The sequence below is a fragment of the Patescibacteria group bacterium genome (assembly GCA_018830295.1).
In the GTDB taxonomy this organism is placed as follows: Bacteria; Patescibacteriota; Minisyncoccia; order Portnoybacterales; family UBA2143; genus JAHJSM01.
In genome coordinates, this window is sequence record JAHJSM010000002.1 from 58,977 (window position 1) to 79,200 (window position 20,224).

The window sequence follows — 20,224 nt, forward strand, 5'->3', positions numbered from 1 at the left end:
ATGAAATAATCAATGAATATATTTTATTTATGGCAACTTATTATCAAAACAGATATAGATATCGAGGAGGATATAATAAAAGAGCTTCGGCTAATATTAGAACAAAAGAAAACAAAGCGCCGATAGTCCATACTGATCCAACATCTTCTCGTTGGCAGAATCTTCTTAAATATTATGGAGCCTGTATTTCGGTTGAGAATTCTGGAGAAATTACGCTTTTTTCTTTTAAAGAAGGGACAGAATTTTTACAAGTGCCAGTAATGGATAAAGAGTGGGTTGCGTCTGGGAAAGAGCGATTAGAGTTTGAAGGGCAAAATGAAAAAATACAAACATTAATCAACGGGCCACGGTGGAGTCGGAGCCCGCTTTCTTTTTTTTACGGTTTTCCATGCCACATCAAACATATTGAACAATCAAGGCGCGGCTGGTCAGGTCAAATTATTCAGCCGATTTTGATTTTCGGCGTTGATCTAATACGGACGGAAACTGGGTACGCGTTTGTATTACAATCAGATAGACCAAGAATAAATTCAGCTTTTCTTACTGATAAAAGTTTATTAACCAGTGTTGAGGAAAGAAAACAAGTAGCTGAAGCGGTTTTGGGGGCATGGGACGAAGAAAAAAGCAGAGAGCAGAACCTTAAAACCATTCTTAGCGCATTTGCCGAATTACTACCGCAAGAGGTTTTATTTTCAAAAGATATTTTACGCGACAAAACGACTGAATTGAAAGCAGAAAACAGTATTTTGCCTCTTGGAATAATTTTTCGAAGCGTGGATTCAAAATATACATACGGATTAGAACAGGAGTTGAGCGAACTGCGGGGCGTTGCCACTCCGAATGATGTTTGGCGCGTCATTTTGGACCGAAATACAGAAGATGGAAAAAATAACAAGAATGACGAGTTTTTGGAAATAACTGGACTGAACGATGAACAGCGCGGAGCGGTCAAAAGTGCTTTTAATAATATAGTTAGCGTAATCACAGGGCCGCCAGGAACTGGAAAATCGCAAATTGTCCTCAATATTATTGCTAATGCCTTATTACATAACGAGAGCGTCTTGTTCGGAAGTAAAAATCATAAGGCAGTTGATGTTGTTATTGAACGGTTGTTGCGACTACAGTCAGAACCAGTCATTTTAAAATATGGGCAAAAAGAACGAGAGGTTGAGTTTGCAGAAGCGCTTTTATCTGCGATTGAGCGCGCATCAAGTTATGACAGTCAAATATTAGAACGCGAAATCGGAGAATATAAGAAAAAATTAGAATTAATCAGAGAGGAAGAAGAAGAGGCGAAAAAATCTCTTTTTCGTATTCTTGACCGGAGAAATCGCATCAGCCATCTTGATGCCGTTCTTGAATTAATTAAAACGGAGTTGCCTTCACCAATTTCTAAAAATTTAAAGCAGTATAAAAAGATTGAAAGAAATTATAACTTTAATAGATTACTTGGTCTTTTGGGTCGTTTGATAAAAGAAATTGATGGGGACTTGAGTTTTGTTTCGCGCATCCTTTCTTTTTTTGGTTTAACCATAGAGAAGCGGGTATTGAAAGCTTCAAAGTCTTTGCTTATTGTTATGCCTATTCAGGGCATTTCTTTTCCGATCAAATCAGAACATAATTGCAGGGAGATTTTGACTGTTGCGCGTTTACTGAAGCGATGGATGGATAATCAATCAGAACTTCTAAGCGTTGTGCGCGAAAATGAAAATGAACAACGAATAGAAATTTTACGAGAGAGAATAACAAAAAGTAAAGAGCGCGCAATTGATGTCAGTATCAGATATGTTGATGCGCTGATGAAGCGTCGCTTGAAATCATTAGGAAGTAAGGAGCGACGCGATATTGCTGATTATGTAAGTATTGTTCGGCGACTAGAAGGCGATGTAATTGGCGGCGATTTTGCCAAAAGATTATACAATGAAAGAAAGCGGATGTTTAAGAGCGTGGTTAGAGCATTTCCGGCAATGGCTGTAACAAACCTGTCTGTACGCCATGCGCTTCCATTAAGCGCTGATGTTGTTGATATAGTGGTTATTGACGAAGCGTCGCAATGCGATATTGCATCAGCACTTCCGCTCCTGTATAGAGCAAAACGGGCTGTAATTATTGGAGATCCGAATCAGCTTACCCATATTTCTCTTTTACATCGCGCAGACGATCAGCAATTGCAGCAACAGATGGGGTTAACCTCCACGGATGACCAGCGTTTTCTTTACAGCATCAACTCTCTTTTTGAACTTGCAAGAAGTACTGTTGGCACAGGAGCAAAGTTTACGCACCTGCTTGAACATTATCGTAGTCGCGCAGAGATTATTGGATTTTCAAATAAAAGATTTTACGGCAATAGGTTGAGCGTGTGGACGGATTATAGGCGATTGCGCGGAACAGGACATCCAGACGCTGTTGTTTGGCATGATGTTGTTGGAGAAGTTATTCGTCCATCTGTCGGAAGCGCTTATAATCTTGATGAAGCAAAAGAAATTGTTGTGTTGATTGAGGAGATTATTAAAAGAATTGCGGCGCATGGCGATGATTATTCTGTATCGCTTGGCGTCGTGACTCCATTCAGGGAACAAGCGAATAAGATTAGAGATTTAATAGGGCAAAAAATAGATGCAGCTCAGCTACGAAAGTTGGATTTTATAGTCGAAACTGCTCATAAATATCAAGGCGATGAGAAAGATATAATGATTTTCTCCCCCGTAGTATCCCGTAAAATTCAAAAACGCTCACTCGGATTTTTAGGTAGTACGGTTAATTTATTTAATGTAGCGATTACTCGCGCGCGGGCAGAATTACATATTGTCGGTGATAGAGTTGCTTGTGCTCAATCGGGCATTCTACATCTTTCGAAGTTTGTGCAATATGTCGATGAATTAGAGCCAGAAAATAAAGACCAAAAAGGTGGAAAATTTGAGTCGCCATGGGAGGAAGTTTTGTACGATGCGCTCGCTCGGAAAGGGATTAAGACAATCCCTCAATATCCTCTCCATCAATATCGTCTTGATCTTGCTATCGTTGATTCAGAAATTCCCATTGATATAGAAATTGATGGAGAGATGTGGCATCGTGATATTGATGGGGGGCGATTGCTTTCAGATTTAAAGCGGGACCAACATCTTATTATGTACGGCTGGCAAGTTAAGCGGTTTTGGGTGTATCAGCTCCAAAATGACTTAGAACAATGCGTGCAAGAAATAAAGGAAATCATTAAGAAAAAATGAAAAATAAGGCAGGAAATCAGTCAAACCTGAAGTCGAGCTGATAGGCTTTTAGAAACAGCTAATGATCAAATCGAGAAAATATTAAATTAGGGAATTACTTTGGTTTATTTTACTATGAATAATATGCAAGAATCAGTCGCGTTGTTTGCTATTGACTTTTTTATCTAATATGATATTATACCGATAGAGAAAGTGAGTAACAATTTGATAACCTAACCTTTGAGCTTTTCGCTTGGAGTATGGTTTAAATCCATCTACATAAAAACGGTCTTCTGGCCGGCACTATGTAGATGGTCTTTGTCCGAAAGGGCATTGGGTGATCTGAAAGGATTGCCGCCGACGGAAGGCCTTTTTTGTTGGCAAAATTTATTGGGGGAAATCAATTTAAATAATTTAATAATCAAAAAAATATGAACAAAAAAACAATAAAAAAATACATGGCGGGGTTTATGGTGATAGCGTTTCTTACGGGAACGCTGGCGCCAATGTCGTTGGTTTTTGCGGCGGATGAAAAAATAACAAAAGGTGAATTAGAATTAAAAAAATTAACAACTGGGAAGTTAATAAATTTTGATGGCGAGGAAAAAGTAGAAACCTTTAGCGCGAATGAGAATTTAAAAAAGTCGGCGGATGTAAAACAATCGCAAAAACAAAATTATGTAGAGGGCGAGGTTTTAGTGAAATTTAAGGAACAGAAAATAAATTTAGAGCAGTTGTCTGGCAGAATGAAATCCGCGTGGTTTGCCACTGGAAAAAATTTAGATAAAAAAGAAGATATTAGAAAAAGTAATATCTCTGTTTTCAAAACAAAAAGTGATGAGTCGGCGGAGGCAATGGTTGAGAGATTAAAGAATGATTCGAATGTAGAATATGCTGAACCGAATTATATACGACAATGGACATCAATAACTCCAAATGATACTGATTTCAGTAAACTATGGGGATTACATAACACAACCAATGATGCTGATATTGATGCTCCAGAGGCATGGGATATTTTTACAGGATCTAATTCTGTTGTTGTGGCGGTTTTAGATTCCGGCATTGCTTATAATCATCCTGATTTGATAAATAATATGTGGAATGGGAACACTAACCATGGTTGGGATTTTTTTAATGATGATGATAATCCACTTGATGATAATGGTCATGGAACTCATGTGGCTGGAACTATTGGAGCTGAAGGCAATAATGGTATTGGCATAACTGGAGTTAATTGGGATGTAAAATTAATGGCATTAAAAGTGGGAAGTTATGATGGTAATGTTGGTGATATCGTAGAAGCAATTGATTTTGCTATAAATAATGGTGTTAAAATAATCAATGCAAGTTTTAGCGGTTCCGAAAATTCACAAGCAGAATATGATGCAATAGACCGTTTTAGACAAGCTGGCGGAATTTTCATCGCGGCGGCTGGGAATGGTGGCGCTGATCAAATTGGTGATAATAACGATTCAAGTCCACAATATCCAGCTGACTATGCTTTGGATAATATTATTTCCGTTGCTGCTACAGATCAAAATGATAATTTAACTGAATGGTCTAACTATGGTGTTGCTGCTGTTGATGTTGGAGCTCCTGGGGTGAATATTTATAGTATGGTTGCGGACACCAATGTTTTTTCTGAAAATTTTGAAGATGATATTTATAAAGTTGGGCATGGCGGTACGGATAGTCATTGGATAATAGGTTATGATGGATTTTCTAAAGTTGCTTATTCTGATAGTTCTTATCCTTATTCGCCAGACGCATATACTTGGTTAATGCAAAAAGAAGATTTAGATCTTTCGGACAGTTCTATTGTTGGAGCTACATTAGGTTTTACTATATGGTGCGATACTCCGATTAGTGCAACTTTTGATGATTATATATATACTTCTTATCGTTCGGGCGGAAGTTGGTATTATTCAACAAAATATGATGAACTACAAATTAATTTAGATGGAGGTAGTAGTTGGATAGACAATGGTCATACGGGTTATTATAAAAGATATACTGAAAATATTTCAGATTACCTTACAAATGATTTTAATTTTAGTTTTGATTGGATTACGGATTCTTCTATCGATTATAACTATGGATGTACAATTGATGATATTGTAATCACAAAATACACCGATGGTTCAGATGAAAATTATGATTATGCCGACGGCACTTCAATGGCCGCTCCTCATGTTACAGGACTGGCGGCTTTGATTTGGGGATATAAATCGGAGCTTTCTTATGCTGAAGTTAAAAATGTTATTTTGACTACTGGGGATAATTTATCTTCTCTTGCTAACAAAACCGTAACCGGAAAAAGAATTAATGCTTTTAACGCTCTCAATTCTTTGATAGATTTAACTGCTCCAGAATTAAGTGAAGTAAATCCAGTGCCAACGCTGACCAATGATAATGCTCCTGATTATACATTCAGTTCAACCGAAGCGGGAACAATCAATTATAGCGGCGGATGCGTTAGTGATACCACCGATGCGGCTGAAGGCGATAACGCAATAACCTTTAATGAGTTAGATGATGGAGTTTATGGTGGATGCGCGATTACAGTAACTGATGCCAACAATAACGAAAGCGCGCCTTTGGCTATAACTACATTTACCATAGACACAACCTCGCCAGTAATTACTTTATCTGGTATTAATCCAGTTGAACTTCTTTTAGATGAGGATTACACAGAATATGGCGCTACTGCCGAAGACAATATTGATGGAGATATTTCAGGGGAAATAGAAATTGACGATAGTTCAATTGATACATCCACAACAGGAACTTATGAAGTAACTTACAATGTTTCAGATGCGGCAGGGAATGAGGCAGATGAAGTAATAAGAACTGTTAATGTTGGCGAGATTCCCAACACTCCGCCAGTAATGGAATCAATAACTTTAGAGCCAAATCCCGCATATACAAATACTGACATTACCGCAACGGCAGTTGCTTCTGATGGTAATGGCGATATAGTTACTTTTTCTTACCAATGGGAAAAGAATGGCGAGAATATGGGAGATGACAGCGATACATTGCTAAGCGATAATTTTGTCAAAGGCGATACAATAAAAGTTGAAGTTATTCCGAATGATGGAACTATTGATGGCGACTCAATGGAATCAGACCCGATAACAATTTCAAACTCAATTCCAACTCAACCAACGGTTTCTATTTCGCCGAATCCAGCTTATGCGAATAATGACTTAACTTGTACTCCAAATGGCTCAACTGACGCTGATAGTGATGGATTTAACTATGTATATCAATGGTATAAAGATGATGTTATTCAAGAAGGTTATACTTCAAACACAGTGCTTGCATCGCAAATTGCCGCAGGCGATGTTTGGAAATGCTCGGTTGTCGCGGATGACGGCGAGGCGCAAAGCGTTACTGGCGAAGATTCCGTTACCATATTGGAAGTTCCGGACACAACCCCGCCAATCATCACTTTGATTGGAGAAAACACAGTAACTTTGGAAGTCGGCGCGGAATACAATGACGCTGGCGCCACCGCGACTGATAATGTTGACGGTGATGTTAGCGTATCCATTATCGCTGGCGGAGATACGGTTGATGCGGACACACTGGGAACTTACACCATAACCTATAATGTTTCGGATAGCGCTGGTAATCCTGCCACAGAAGTAACCCGAACTGTAAATGTAGTTGACACCACCGCACCAGTAATTACTCTACTCGGCGACAACCCAGTTAATCTTGAAGTTGGCGCGATTTATAACGACGCTGGGGCAACAGCCAGTGATAACTATGACGGAAACATTACCGCCAACATAATTACTGTAAATCCTGTTAATTCAAGCATAATCGGCGCGTACACTGTGACTTATAATATTACCGACTCTTCTGGCAATACAGCCGATGAAGTCAACAGAACGGTCAATGTAGTTGATACTACTGTACCGATTATCACATTACTCGGAGAAAATCCTTTCACAATAGCGGTTAATTCGACTTACGAAGATGCCGGTGCCACTGCTCTTGATAACTATGATGGCGATCTAACCGCAAATATTGTAACGGTTAATTCTGTGGATATTAATAATGTTGGTGCCTATCAAGTCACCTACAATGTCACTGATGTCGCAGGTAATTCCGCCGTTGAAGTCGCAAGAACTGTTAATGTGGTGGATGTTTCAACTCCAATTATTACCTTACTCGGCGACAACCCGACAACTGTTGAGTTTGGCACTGAATATGAAGACGCTGGCGCCACTGCCGCGGACGATGTTGACGGCGATATTACTGATAGTATTGTGGCCGTAAATAATGTTGATACAAGTATTTTGGGTTCGTATTCTGTAACCTATAATGTTATTGATTCCTCGAGCAATCAAGCGCCCGAAGTCGTGAGAACTGTAAATGTAGTAGATACTGTAGTTCCTGTTATGACTTTAATTGGGGATGATGCCGTTGATGTTGAAGTTGGCTATGAATATAATGATAAAGGAGCCACTGCTTCCGATAATTACGACGGAGATATTACGGATAGTATAGCGACAGTAAACAATGTTGATACAAATACAGTTGGAACATATTCAGTCACTTATAATGTTTCTGATTCTTCAGGAAACGCTGCTACTGAAGTAATTAGAACGGTAATAGTCGGACCCGATTTAACTTCTCCTGTAATTACTTTAAATGGAGGAGACATGAATATTTATGATGGATCAACATATATTGACTCAGGAGCCACTGCTTCTGATAATATTGATGGAGATATTACTGGCAGTATAGTGATAGTAGATAATGTTGACGCAAATACAGTTGGAACATATTCAGTCACTTATAATGTTTCCGACATAGCTGGCAATTCAGCTGACGAAGTAGTCAGGATAATAACCGTTTTGCCCGTAGAAGAAGAGCAAGTAATGATTGCTGCCGATATGGATATAAGTTCAAGTTTTCAAGAAATTTTAATTGGCAGTAACGCTCCTGCAACTTCCAATATTAATGTTCCATCCGACGCCACAAACGCAAAATTAAATGTTTCAGCTTTAATGAGTGGCACTGATGTTACCTTACCGACTGGTCTTACTATTAATTCAGAAACAAGTATTGGTGAAGTAAATGTTCAAATTCCGCAAAGCACTTTGATTTCTGGCGAAGCTGGCTGGACAGGCGAAATTAATTTGCCGCAAGTTCAGGAAAATTCCAGCGTAAGCGCTACTCCTGATTCCGGCAATACCGCGACAGTATCATCGGTTATAGAAATAGGTTTTGGCGATACTTTATTGAATTTTGATAAAGCCGTGAGGATAAAAATAACTGGTCAAGCGGGTAAATATGTTGGATATTCGCGCAATGGTGTTTTTACTCCGATTACAAATGTTTGCAGCGCTGACTCGCAAGTCGTTGGCGATGCTTTGGCGGAAGGGAGTGAATGTAAAATAAATGTTGGTTCGGATTTAGTGATTTGGACTAAACACTTTACTAAGTTTGCTACTTATACGCAGACTGCTATACCTGGTAGTGGCGGAGGCGGTGGAGGTGGAGGTGGAGGTGGAGGCGTTTCAGTTATCACACCAACTAATTATTCAGTTAAAATAAATAGTAATGCGACTTCTACTGATAATCGGAATGTGAGATTAACTTTAGCGGCAACTAATGCTGTATCAATGGCAGTTTCCAATGAGCCAACCTTTACGGGTATTAGTTTTGAAACTTATGCCACAACTAAAGACTGGACATTAAGTGAAGGCGTGGGACAAAAAACCGTTTATGTTCGTTTCCGAAGTTCAAGCGGTGTAACGGTGAATACTTCTGTATCTATAAATTTGACTGCTTCTGTCTTGATGCCTTTAACGCCATCTATTGCAAGCAGCGCGTCGCAAGGTCAAGTTTTGGGTGAGCAAAAATTCGCCGAAGGAGCTTTAATTCGAGCCATTGGCGATATTGATGTCTATATTGTTAAATACATAAGCGAAAAACAATTCAAGAGATTGATTTTAAGCCCATCTGTCTTTAATAGTTATCAGCATTTAGAATGGAGCGACATACTTGATATAGAAAAGAGCGTGGTTGATTCTTTCGCCACTTCCGAATTAGTAAGAGCCGTTAATGATGATAAGGTATATAAATTATATCCGAATGGAGATATAGGTGAGAAATGTTGGATTGAAACTAGCGAGGTGTTTATTGAGAATGGTTTTGACTGGGATGCTGTTTATGAAATTAATGCGTTTGATAGAGATTCTTATATCACAGGACAAAATATAAAATAATGAATTGTTAGAAATATTAAAAGACTTGCTCTTACCGCAAGTCTTTTTTTTGTGCTATAATACTAACAGGGTATTATGATAAAGAATTTTAAGAAATATTTTATTCCGAACAAGGGCAATAGTCACAAGCCGCGCATTTTGAGGTGGAAGGTGGCGTTAGTAATATTGAGTTTTATTTTGTTCGTTGAAGTTTGTTTTTTAGTTCAGGTTCTTTGGTTTATCCCGCAAGGCAATTTTTTTGCTTCAGTCGCGCCTATGGCTATTGAAGGATTTACTAATCAAAACCGTCTAAGTAATAATTTAGAGTCGCTTAAAACTAATTCTTTATTGGAAAAAGCTGCCCAACTTAAGGCAGAAGATATGGCTACCAAGGGCTATTTTGCTCATACTAGCCCCGAAGAAGGTCTGACGCCTTGGTATTGGTTGGATAAGGTTGGTTATGAATATGTTTTGGCTGGTGAAAATTTAGCGATTAATTTCGTGGATTCTCAAGATGCCATTAATGCATGGATGAATTCGCCAACCCACAAGGCTAATATTTTAAATAATAATTTTGTTGAGATTGGCGTTGGCGCGGCCAAAGAGATATATGAAGGCAAGGAGACAATTTTTATTGTTCAGCTTTTCGGTCGCCCGGTAACAATGACTGCTCAATCAGTTGCTGTCGCGCAAGAAAAAAAACAGTCAGTTCCGCCTACCGTAGAGATCTCCAATGAATCGATTGTCGGAGATTCAACTGCTGTCAAAGGAGAAGTAAAAAATTCTATTATGCCCGATGATTCAGGTTTTGTCGGGTTAGTAGTTAGAGAGAATTTGTCGCCGAGTATCGTTAGTCGATTTTTATCAACGCCTCGCGCTATTAGTAATTATTTCTATTTTGTTTTGTTCACTATTTTGGCGTTGGCTTTGTTATTGAGTATTTTCATTAAAATTAAAATTCAGCACCCGGCGTTAATTGTTAATGGCGTTGTTCTGCTTATTGTGATTTCGGCGATAATCTGGATAAATCAATATATTGTTTTTGCGCAGGCGAAGATAATTTAGGGATTATATGGGATTGACTAAGATAATAATTAAGTGGTAAAATTATAGCATAGATGAGGCGTAGCCTCCCTCCTTTGTTTTTTGTCATTCATGATTTCGATTACTCTCGCACAAGTAGCGGTATTAGCAGAGCCGCAAAAAACGGCGAGAAGGAAGTAGTCGAGCCTTCTTTACTAAGCACTCTTGCCGAGGTAAAGCAAGATAAAAATTATGAGTTGCAAAAACGACGCGCCAGGCATGAAGGGCTGTCGATCTCGCAACAAAGATGGTCAATTGCGTGATAAGCGCGATGATACCCATGTGGGGACTATCGAGAAGCGATACGACAGAAACCTTAATGCCAGGTCTGATATGCATCTTGGGACTTATCTTAAGAAGCATAAAATAAAATCCCTCAACGATCTGATTACAGGTCAATAAGGGATTTTAGGGTAAGGATGGGGCTATCGCCTCATCTTTTCATATTATATAATATAAACCGAATATTTAGTAATTAGATTATCCACAACCACAAACAAGTTTAGTATTGCCAGCTGGCAAAAGAGAATTTGTCAAAATACCAAGTTCTAACTTCTCTTCAGAGGATCAAGTGTTTCATCCGCGGAGCAAATGTCTAAGAACGGTCTAAAAGGAGAATAGTTTATAAAAAACTATGAATAATCAAACACCAAACAGCAGAAAACAAAAACCACCTTTTTATAAGTCATGGTGGATGAAGTCTTTTGTTTATCCTGTCTTGTTGACCAGCATTGTTGGCAGTTATCTAATCTACGAGAGCATCAATAGTCGTAATGAGCAATTTATTGACGGAAATGAGAATATACAAGTAGAAAAAAGCCAATCTATGCAAGGCGATGGGAATATTCAAGCCGAGGGCGATAGTGCGATAATCCAAAACAGTGAAGTAACAATAAATATAAACAGAGCCGAATTGCCAGAGGGTTTATTGAACCAAGATTGGAAACTGGATAAAACTGAACGAGAATTCTTTGAAACAATAAAATCTATTTTTAACTGTCGTCTTGATAATGGCATTGTTTGTGCTATGAATTTTTTGCCGGTTTATGATCAAACAGGAGAAAGAACTCTGAAAAATACAAAAGTAGTTTTAATAATCAAGGAAAAAAACTACGAACTTTTTTTGAGCAAACTAGACGGTGAACCAAGAATTGTAGGTCAGTGTAATTGCGACTTTTCTGAATGTTTTATTTCTCCCTATTATCTCTTAAAAAATAACCAAGATAAGCAAATAGAAAACTGTATTGTGATAAAATATAATTAAGGGAAAAGGGGGTTAGAAGAATTTTTTGTCCTAACAAATGGGTTCCAACCCTGTCCGACCAATGGAAGGGGATTTCTCAAAATACCAGGTTCTAACTTTGTCCCACCCTCGCTGCCATATCAAAAAAGCCGCTCAAGAGCGGCTTTTTTGTATCTTACAAAGAGTTTATCTTTGGTAACTGTTTTGTCCTTGAGGACGTTGTTCCATCGGGCGAGCCTCATTGACTGTGAGGTTGCGTCCTTCAAACTCTTTGCCATTCCACATTTCGATCGCTTTTGGAGCGTCTTCGTCGTTTGTCATTTCGACGAAACCGAAACCTCTGGAACGGCCTGACATTTTGTCGGTGATGATTGCAGTTGAATCAACAGCTCCGGCTTTTTCGAAGGCCTCTTTCAAGGTATCTTCGGTGGTGCTGTAAGGCAATCCGCCAACATATAATTTTTTAGACATTTTTTTCTTCTTAATAAACTTGAACTATAGCTCGACCTTTCTTCCCGTTTCGCTAAAACTTTTACTTGAATGAAGATACAGGACGAACCTAATCCTACTAAGAAAAGAAAGCTGACCGAGAACTTTATGTTGGGAGTATAAACCTTATTGTTTAGGAAGTCAAGTGTTTCTGACCTGTGGATTTTTTGCTTGTCATTTTTGATTTGTTTGTGGTATGATTTGACGGAATGAATAAAAAAGAAATCAAAAATATTCCTAATCATATTGTTGTTGTCCCTGATGGCAATCGGCGTTGGGCTAAGAAGCGAGGGTTGTCTCCTTGGGAGGGGCATTTGGAGGGAGCAAGAAATACGGAGAAATTAGTAGAGGCGGCTTTTGATATGGATATTAAATGTTTTTCTTTGTGGGGAAGTTCTTGGGCGAATTTGACCGAGCGGCCTAAGGCGGAAGTGAAGGCGCTTGTGAAAATATATGAACGATATTTTCGCAAATTGATTAAGAATAAGAAAATTTATCAAAATGGCGCGCGCGTTAATATTATCGGACGGTGGCGCGAGGTTTTGCCGGAGAAATGCGCGCGAGCGGCCGATGACTTGATTAAGGCGACCAAAGACCATAGCGAGCGGTTGCTTAATATTTTTATCGCCTATAACGGCACTGATGAAATGTTGGCGGCGATTAAAGATATTGTCAAGGAAGGGCGAGAGAACAAGGGGTTGAAAATTACGGGCGCCTTGCTTAAGAAGCATCTTTGGAGCGGGGATTTGCCGTTGGTTGATTTTTTAATTAGAACGGGGAGCGGGGACGACCCGCATAATAGCGCCGGGTTTATGATGTGGGGTTGCGCTAACAGCCAATTGTATTTCGCGAAGGAATTTTATCCTGATTTTGACGAGAAGAAGTTCACGGCGGCGGTTAATGATTTCGCAAAAAGACAAAGGCGTTATGGAAAATAAAAATTTAAAATTATTTAACGAGGTTTTAGGGAGATATCGGCGGGGGATTGATTTGGAAATTGAAAGATTTTTTGGGCGGAAGATTAAGGAGACAGGACTTATTTCCAAATCGGCGGCGGAGACGATTAAGGTTTTGCGCGAGTTTAATTTAAGGGGCGGCAAGAGAGCGCGCCCTGTTTTAGTTATCGTTGGATATTTTTTGGCGGGCGGGAAGGATAAAAAAGCGATTTTGAAAGCGTCGCTCTGCGTGGAGTTGGTTCACAATTTCTTTTTAATTCATGATGACATTATTGACCGAGACGAAACAAGGCGCGGGAAGCCGTCTCTTTACGCTTTTTACAAAAAGAAATTTGGCGGCGATTTGCATAAGGGGATTTCTTTCGCTCTGATAGCGGGCGATATTAGCAATGTTTTGGGATGTCAGATTTTGACGGAAAGTGATTTTGACGAAAAAAATAAAACGCGGGCGTTGGGTATTTTAAATAAAACAATTGAGGGGACTTGTCATGGGGAAATGCTGGAAATGTTTTTGAAAGAGAAAAAGAATATAAGCGAGGGTGAGATAGAAAGTGTTTTAAGGCATAAGACGGCATATTATTCTTTTGCCGCTCCGCTTAAAATAGGCGCGGCTTTGGCGGGAGGGAGCGCGCGGCTTTTAGAGAAGTTGGAGCGGTTTGCTTTGCCAATTGGCGTCGCTTTTCAAATTCAAGATGATATTTTAGGAATTTTTGGCTCGCGGGAGAAAATAGGCAAGCCGATTTGTTCAGACATCAGGGAGAGCCAGCCAAATCTTTTAATTTTTAAAACGATCGCTTTTACAAAGGGAAACCCTTTAAAGAAATATTTGGGCAAGCAGGAAATTAGCCGGGGTGATGTTGTCGCGATAAGGCGGATAGTTAAGGAGAGTGGCGCTTTGGATTATTGTCGCGCGAAGGCGGAGGGATTGATTGAAGAGGCAAAAGCGATAATCGCGAAGATTGATATGCCGCGCGAGGAGAAAGAGTTTCTTTTAGGGCTGGCGGATTTTGTAGTAAGAAGGGAGATGTAGTTAAGACGGGAGCAGCCCCCGAAGACGGAGGACTGCCCCCTTTTCCGCCTACTTTTAATTTTATGGAAAAACTGATTAACCAACTTATTCGAGACGGGTATCTAAAAACCCCTGGGATTATTGACGCTTTTCGGGAGATTCGACGAGCTGATTTTGTTCCCGCGGAGATTATTAGGGAGCAGGGTGAGGATTTTGTGAATGAATATAACGCGCCTTTGTCAATTGGTTTTGACCAGACGATTTCTCAACCGCTGACAGTCGCTTTTATGTTAGAATTGCTTCAGCCAGAGGAGGGACATAATGTTTTGGATGTTGGTTCAGGTTCGGGATGGCAGACGGCTTTGCTTTGTCAAATTGTCGGCGCTAAGGGATTTGTGAACGCGATTGAGTTTATTCCCAAATTAAAAAAGTTTGGAGAAAACAATATTAAGAAGTATAATTTTAATAATGTTAAGTTTACTTGCGGCGACGGCTCAAAGGGGCTGGGAGAGAAAGCGCCTTTTGATAGAATTATCGCCGCCGCTTCAGGGAAGAAGATACCGCAGGCCTGGAAAGAGCAATTGAAAATTGGTGGGCGATTGGTGGCGCCGGTTGAAAATAGCATTTGGCTTTTGGTTAAAAAAAGCGCGAGGAAGTTTGAAGAGAAGGAATATCCGGGATTTGCTTTTGTCCCTTTGGTGACAGGGAAATGAGTCGGTGAAAAACCGCGTTTAAATTTTTTTGAACGCTTTAGCCCTAAAGGGCGCCCCACGCGTATCAAAAAAATCTAAAATGCTTTGCCCCCTATGATTATATGAGTACTAGGTTTTTTTTATCATCTGTTCTTTTGATATTCGTTTTGGGCGGATTGTTTTTGGCTTTGGTTGGTTTTCAATTTAATATTCCTCTTGAGAGAGAGCCAACGGAGCAGGGGTTTGTTGTTAAAAAAGGGGATAGTTTAAGGATGATTGCCGCTGATTTGGAAAATGAGGGTTTGATTAGGGACAAGATTTGGTTTGTTGGTTATGTTCTTTATCAGGGCTGGGCGGCTAAATTACAGGCGGGACAATATATTTTGAGCCCTTCTTTAAATATTAAACAAATCGCCGAGAAAATGGCGAAGGGAGAGGCGATTTCGCAAGATGTTGAAATTACTATTCCCGAGGGATTTACTTTGAAAAAAATAGACGCGCGTTTGGCAAAGGCAGGTCTGATTGAGGCGGGCGAACTTATAATATATCCAAAGTTAGAGGGGTATTTGTTTCCGGATACTTATCGTTTTAATGTCGCGAGCGAGTTGAGGGATATTGTTTACAAAATGAAGGATAATTTTGATAAGAAGTTGGATAATAGTTTACGGGCTGAAATCAAGAAGCAAGGGAAAACGGTTGAGGAAGTTGTGATTATGGCGAGCATCCTTGAGAAAGAAGTGAGAACTGACCGAGATAGACGAATTGCTTCGGGGATTTTTTGGAGGCGGCTCGGAAACAATTATCCTTTGCAGTCCTGCGCGACAATCGCCTATATTTTAGACGAGGATAAGTGGCGTTATTCCACGGAGGATACAAAAGTTGATTCGCCGTATAATTCGTATCAGAATGTCGGTTTGCCGAAGGGGCCGATTTGCAACCCGGGGCTTTCGGCGATTCGCGCCGCGATTAACCCGCAGGAGAATGATTATAATTTCTTTTTATCAAAGCCAGACGGAGAAACGGTTTTTAGCAAGACATTGGATGAGCATAATATGAATAAGGCGAAGTGGTTGGAGTAAAAAACTATGACTAAAAATTTAAACAAAAAGATAGCGATGGTGATTGCTTTTTCAGATTTTAAGGATGAGGAATATTTTATTCCGCGGGAGATTTTTGAACGGGCGGGGGTTGAGGTCGCGACGGTTAGCAACAAAAGTGGAATGGCGCGCGGGGTGAGCGGGGCGGAGGTGGCGGTTGATGTTAAGTTAGATAATTTGGAAGTGGCGGATTATGACGGGGTGGTTTTCGTGGGTGGTTCGGGATGTTTGGAAAATCTTGATAATGAGTCGTCATATAGTATCGCGCGGGAGGCGGTTGAGCGGGGCAAGGTTTTGGCGGCGATTTGTATTTCTCCTATTATTTTAGCCAAAGCGGGTGTTTTGGAAGGAAAAAAAGCGACGGTTTGGTTTGACCCTTTGTACAAGGAACCGATTAAAATTCTTAAGGAAAATGGAGCTGTCTATCAAGAAAAAAGTGTTACCGCGGACGGAAAAATAGTCACCGCCAACGGACCGCAATCAGCAGAGGATTTTGCGGAAGCGGTGTTGGAGGTCTTGACAAGGGATTAAAAAAGGATTAGGGTGGAGATAATAACAAATGAATAGCCATAGACAATAGGCAGGCGATAAGTCCTATCGAGGTAAAGAAGTTTTGGGATTTTTGGTCTGTCTATGGTTGACGGACTTTTTTTATGATTACAAAAGAAAAGAAAAAGGAAATTGTGGATGGTTTGACGGATAAACTTTCGCGGCAGACAGCGGTTGTTTTTTTTGATTATACTGGACTGAAAGTTAATCAGGTTCAGAAATTGCGCGAGAAGTTGAGGGGGGAAGAAATAGATTGTCAGGCGAGCAAAAAAACATTGATTGATTTGGCTTTGGGCAAGGCAGGATTAAGCGGAGTTAAGATTAAGGATTTACCCGGGCAGGTCGCGATGGTTCTTGGGTATAAAGATGAGGTTGCGCCGGCTAAGATTTTGTATGATTTTTCAAAAGGTAATGAAAATTTGAAGATTTTGTCTGGTTTTGTTCAGGGAGAGTATTTGGGAAATGATGCGATTTTAAGTTTGGCTAAACTTCCGTCTAAGCAAGAATTGTTAGGAAAATTGGTTGGCAGTATCGCGTCGCCTTTGTCGGGCATGGTTAATGTTTTGCAGGGCAATTTGAGAGGATTAATTTGTGTATTAAAACATAAGGGATTAAAAGCGTAGGGCTTGAAATTAAATTTCAAGTTTTAGTTTGTAATTTCTATAATAAAAAAAATGACTGAAGAAAAAAAAGTAGAAGAAAAAGTTGAAGAGAAAGTTGAAGTTCCAGCGAAGTTTAAGGACTTAGTCAAACAGATTGAGGAATTAAGCGTTTTGGATTTGGCAGAATTGGTTAAGGTTTTAGAAGAAAAGTTCGGCGTTAGTTCTACTCCGATGATGGCGATGCAGGCGGCGGGCGGAGCGGCAGCGGGCGGAGAAGCCGCGGCGGAAGAAAAGAGTTCTTACAATGTGGAATTGAAAGCCGCGGGCGAACAGAAAATTTCTGTGATTAAGGCGGTTAAAGAAATTACGGGATTAGGTCTTAAAGAGGCCAAGGATTTAGTTGATGGCGCGCCGAAAATGATCAAAGAAGGCGTCAAAAAAGAAGAAGCCGAAGAGATGAAGAAGAAGTTAGAAGAAGCAGGCGCGGTGGTGGAGTTAAAATAATCTAATAGCAAAAAAAATATGGCTAAGGAAATTTTGGAACAACTTTTTGACTCTCCGGTCAAAGTAAAACTTCTGAAGCTGTTTTTGAGGAATCCTGAAAAATCCTTTGAGTTAAAGGAAATAGTTGAGCGCGCGAAGACCGATGTTTCGGCTTCGCGTCGGCAGGTGGCAAAGTTGGAAAGTATTAAGCTCATTACCTGTCGATTAAAAAACAAAAAGAAATTGTATTCAATCAATCCTGATTTTGATTTTTACAACGAATTAAAGACGCTCGTTTTGAAATCTAGTCCGGCGTCTAAAAATAAAATATTAAAGCGGTTAAAAATACTGGGAAGAATTAACTTGGCTGTTCTTTCCGGTATTTTTGTTAACGCGGAAAACGCGCGCGTTGATATAATGATCGTGGGTGATAACATTAAACAAAGCAGATTGTCGGTTTTCATGAAAGACCTGGAAGCGGAAGTCGGCAAGGAAATTGATTATGTTGTTTTATCCACGGAGGACTTCAAATATCGCTACGATATGTTTGACCGGTTCATCAAGGATGTTCTTGAAAAACCGCACGAGAAGTTGATCAATAGGTTGAAGTTGTAGGGGGCGCATGGCTCAATGGTAGAGCGTCGCGTTCACATCGCGAAGATCTCTGGTTCGATCCCAGATGCGCCCACGTAACTTAATTAAGACGGGGACAGTCCCTCGCCGCGAGGGACTGTCCCCTCGGGATGGGAATAAGGTTGTGCGGCGGAGATGGGGGCTGCCCCCGCCGCGGGGGCAGCCCCCATCGGTGAGATAGCCGTTTTTATAAAACGGCTGTTTTTATTTCTAAAAAATTGGACAGACATTGACTTTTGTGTTGCGATATGGTAAGTTGGCTGGAGTTGACAATTTGTACTTTGATAACTAAATAACGAATTGAAAGGGGGTAGAATTATGTTTGCGCAATTTATTATAACTAGCGTTTTGGTAATTGGAATTGGTTATCTTCTTTGGAAGTATGTTGGCAAACCGTATATTAAAAATTATGGTATTGATGAAGAATCTACAGAAGATGATTTGCCGACTCTCCAGAGAAAGATACGAGAGCTTGAATGGAAAAAGGCGGAGATAATATCTTTGACGCAAGAAATTGAGACGACGGTTAATCTTAATGAAATTAATGATCAACTTGCTGAGCTTCGCGTTAATCTTGCGAATCTTGAATCAAAACAATAAAAGGAGGATAGACCGATGGAAGGGAAAATAGGAAAAAATCAAATCAAAATAGCAGTAGTGGTAGTAACGGTGATATTATCTCTTTTGTTTGGCAGTAAGATCTTTGAAACTGTTAAAAAAGGGACATACCAAATCAAGCAGGCGGCTGTTACCGGCAAAATGAGCGCCAAAATGGTTCCTGGTCTTTGGCTCCAGCTATTTGGAGATATTCAAGTTTGGCCAAAGGCAGATACTTTCTATTTTACTGCTGATAGTGAAGAAGGAGAAGGTAAGGACCAAAGCATAGAGGTAAGGTTTAACGATGGGTCTTTGAGTAGAATTTCAGGAACTGTCAGAATAACCATGCCGACTTCAGAAGAACAAGTTTTATCGCTCATAACAGAGAAGGGATACAAGAGTTTTGTAGATTTAGAGCAAAAACTCATACTTCCGCATGTTAGAAATTCTTTGCGTTTAGCGGCTAATCTAATGTCTGCAAGGGAGTCCTATGCCGAGAAAAGACCAGATTACATCAGTTGGACATGGGATCAAATACAGAATGGGGTCTATAAAACAAAAGAAGAGGAACGTAAGGTTAAAGATCTTCTTAGCGGAGAAGAAATAACAAAATTGTTTAAAACTATCAAAGAAGATAAAGACGGTAATCCGCTAAGAGAAGTCAGTCCCTTGGATGATCTTGGAATTATAATTAGTAATTTCGAGGTTAAAAAGTTTATTTATTCAGATAAGGTTCAAGAACAGATAGCTACTCAACAAGCAGCTTTAATGGCAGTAGAAACCGCCATAGCTCAAGCTAAAGAGGCTGAACAGAATAAACTCACCATTATAGAAGTGGGGAAGGCCAATGTTGAAAAAGCGCGATACGAAAAAGAGGAATCTAAAGTAAGAGCGCTTGTTGAAGCGCGAAAAGAAAAAGAAGTTGCGGAACTGCATGCTCAAAAAGCTTTGGAGGTTGCCAAACTTGACAAGCAATCTGCTGAATTTACGAAGCAGAAAGATATTTTGCTTGGCGAAGGCGAAGCGAAAAGAAAAAGTTTGGTTATGGCTGCGGATGGCGCGTTGAAATTGAAAACCGAAGTTTACGAACGAGTAATGGGGAGATTTGCTCAGGAATTTGGCAAGCAAAAGTGGGTGTCTGAAGTTGTGTTTAATTCCGGCGAATCTTCTAAATCTTCAGGTAATGAAGCCGCAAACTTGATTAGTATTTTGACGGCAACAACGCTGAAAGATCTTGGGTTGAATATGGCGATGCCAAAGGGTAAAATTGCCAGCCAAGAATAACGAACAAGTCCGATAAACTGGCTGAGATAGAAATTATTTCAGCCAGTTTTTACCAAACGCGGAGGATTAAA

16 protein-coding genes, 1 tRNA gene and 1 other annotated feature are annotated in these 20,224 nt (G+C 39.9%); of the genes, 16 read left to right on the forward strand and 1 reads right to left on the reverse strand.

The window, feature by feature from the left end:
• Positions 1-29: 29 nt before the first annotated feature.
• The 5 genes from KKF19_02975 to KKF19_02995 all read left to right on the forward strand — a co-directional run bounded on the left by KKF19_02975 (position 30) and on the right by KKF19_02995 (position 11,783).
• Positions 30-3,227: a DUF559 domain-containing protein gene (locus tag KKF19_02975; protein ID MBU2579888.1), complete on the forward strand. Its 3,198-nt coding sequence runs from the start codon at positions 30-32 to the stop codon at positions 3,225-3,227.
• 410 nt (positions 3,228-3,637) lie between these two features.
• Complete coding sequence (locus KKF19_02980) at positions 3,638-9,457, forward strand: DUF5011 domain-containing protein (GenBank protein MBU2579889.1); 5,820 nt, start codon at positions 3,638-3,640, stop codon at positions 9,455-9,457.
• 75 nt (positions 9,458-9,532) lie between these two features.
• Positions 9,533-10,501: a CAP domain-containing protein gene (locus KKF19_02985; GenBank protein ID MBU2579890.1), complete on the forward strand. Its 969-nt coding sequence runs from the start codon at positions 9,533-9,535 to the stop codon at positions 10,499-10,501.
• Between the two features lie 237 nt (positions 10,502-10,738).
• Positions 10,739-10,921 (forward strand): hypothetical protein, encoded by a 183-nt coding sequence (locus tag KKF19_02990; protein MBU2579891.1) that lies wholly within the window; start codon positions 10,739-10,741, stop codon positions 10,919-10,921.
• 232 nt (positions 10,922-11,153) lie between these two features.
• Entirely contained in the window at positions 11,154-11,783 is a 630-nt protein-coding gene (locus tag KKF19_02995; protein ID MBU2579892.1) for a hypothetical protein, read from the forward strand.
• Positions 11,784-11,948: 165 nt separating this feature from the next.
• On the opposite strand, the gene KKF19_03000 is transcribed toward KKF19_02995, so the two are convergent.
• On the reverse strand, positions 11,949-12,233 hold the full coding sequence (locus tag KKF19_03000; protein MBU2579893.1) for an RNA-binding protein: 285 nt from the start codon (positions 12,231-12,233) through the stop codon (positions 11,949-11,951).
• Between the two features lie 227 nt (positions 12,234-12,460).
• Between KKF19_03000 and uppS the strand changes: the two genes are divergently transcribed.
• The 11 genes from uppS to KKF19_03055 all read left to right on the forward strand — a co-directional run bounded on the left by uppS (position 12,461) and on the right by KKF19_03055 (position 20,153).
• Entirely contained in the window at positions 12,461-13,189 is a 729-nt protein-coding gene (gene uppS, locus KKF19_03005) for a di-trans,poly-cis-decaprenylcistransferase (protein ID MBU2579894.1), read from the forward strand.
• A complete protein-coding gene (locus tag KKF19_03010; GenBank protein MBU2579895.1) occupies positions 13,152-14,237 on the forward strand; it encodes a polyprenyl synthetase family protein in 1,086 nt (361 codons plus the stop codon). Before uppS ends, KKF19_03010 begins: the two co-directional genes overlap by 38 nt.
• A gap of 62 nt (positions 14,238-14,299) precedes the next feature.
• Positions 14,300-14,929, forward strand: coding sequence for a protein-L-isoaspartate O-methyltransferase (gene pcm, locus KKF19_03015; protein MBU2579896.1), 630 nt, complete (start codon positions 14,300-14,302; stop codon positions 14,927-14,929).
• Positions 14,930-15,030: 101 nt separating this feature from the next.
• On the forward strand, positions 15,031-15,987 hold the full coding sequence (mltG, locus tag KKF19_03020; protein ID MBU2579897.1) for an endolytic transglycosylase MltG: 957 nt from the start codon (positions 15,031-15,033) through the stop codon (positions 15,985-15,987).
• A gap of 6 nt (positions 15,988-15,993) precedes the next feature.
• Entirely contained in the window at positions 15,994-16,536 is a 543-nt protein-coding gene (locus tag KKF19_03025; GenBank protein MBU2579898.1) for a DJ-1/PfpI family protein, read from the forward strand.
• A gap of 18 nt (positions 16,537-16,554) precedes the next feature.
• Positions 16,555-16,666, forward strand: a sequence feature (ribosomal protein L10 leader region).
• A complete protein-coding gene (rplJ, locus tag KKF19_03030) occupies positions 16,659-17,177 on the forward strand; it encodes a 50S ribosomal protein L10 (GenBank protein ID MBU2579899.1) in 519 nt (172 codons plus the stop codon). It overlaps the preceding feature by 8 nt.
• 51 nt (positions 17,178-17,228) lie before the next feature.
• Positions 17,229-17,660, forward strand: coding sequence for a 50S ribosomal protein L7/L12 (gene rplL, locus KKF19_03035; GenBank protein ID MBU2579900.1), 432 nt, complete (start codon positions 17,229-17,231; stop codon positions 17,658-17,660).
• Positions 17,661-17,678: 18 nt separating this feature from the next.
• Entirely contained in the window at positions 17,679-18,254 is a 576-nt protein-coding gene (locus tag KKF19_03040) for a hypothetical protein (protein ID MBU2579901.1), read from the forward strand.
• A 1-nt stretch (position 18,255) separates the two neighbouring features.
• Positions 18,256-18,327: transfer RNA gene (locus tag KKF19_03045), tRNA-Val, on the forward strand.
• A 263-nt stretch (positions 18,328-18,590) separates the two neighbouring features.
• A complete protein-coding gene (locus KKF19_03050) occupies positions 18,591-18,872 on the forward strand; it encodes a hypothetical protein (protein MBU2579902.1) in 282 nt (93 codons plus the stop codon).
• A 15-nt stretch (positions 18,873-18,887) separates the two neighbouring features.
• Positions 18,888-20,153 (forward strand): hypothetical protein, encoded by a 1,266-nt coding sequence (locus KKF19_03055; GenBank protein MBU2579903.1) that lies wholly within the window; start codon positions 18,888-18,890, stop codon positions 20,151-20,153.
• Positions 20,154-20,224 lie beyond the last annotated feature (71 nt).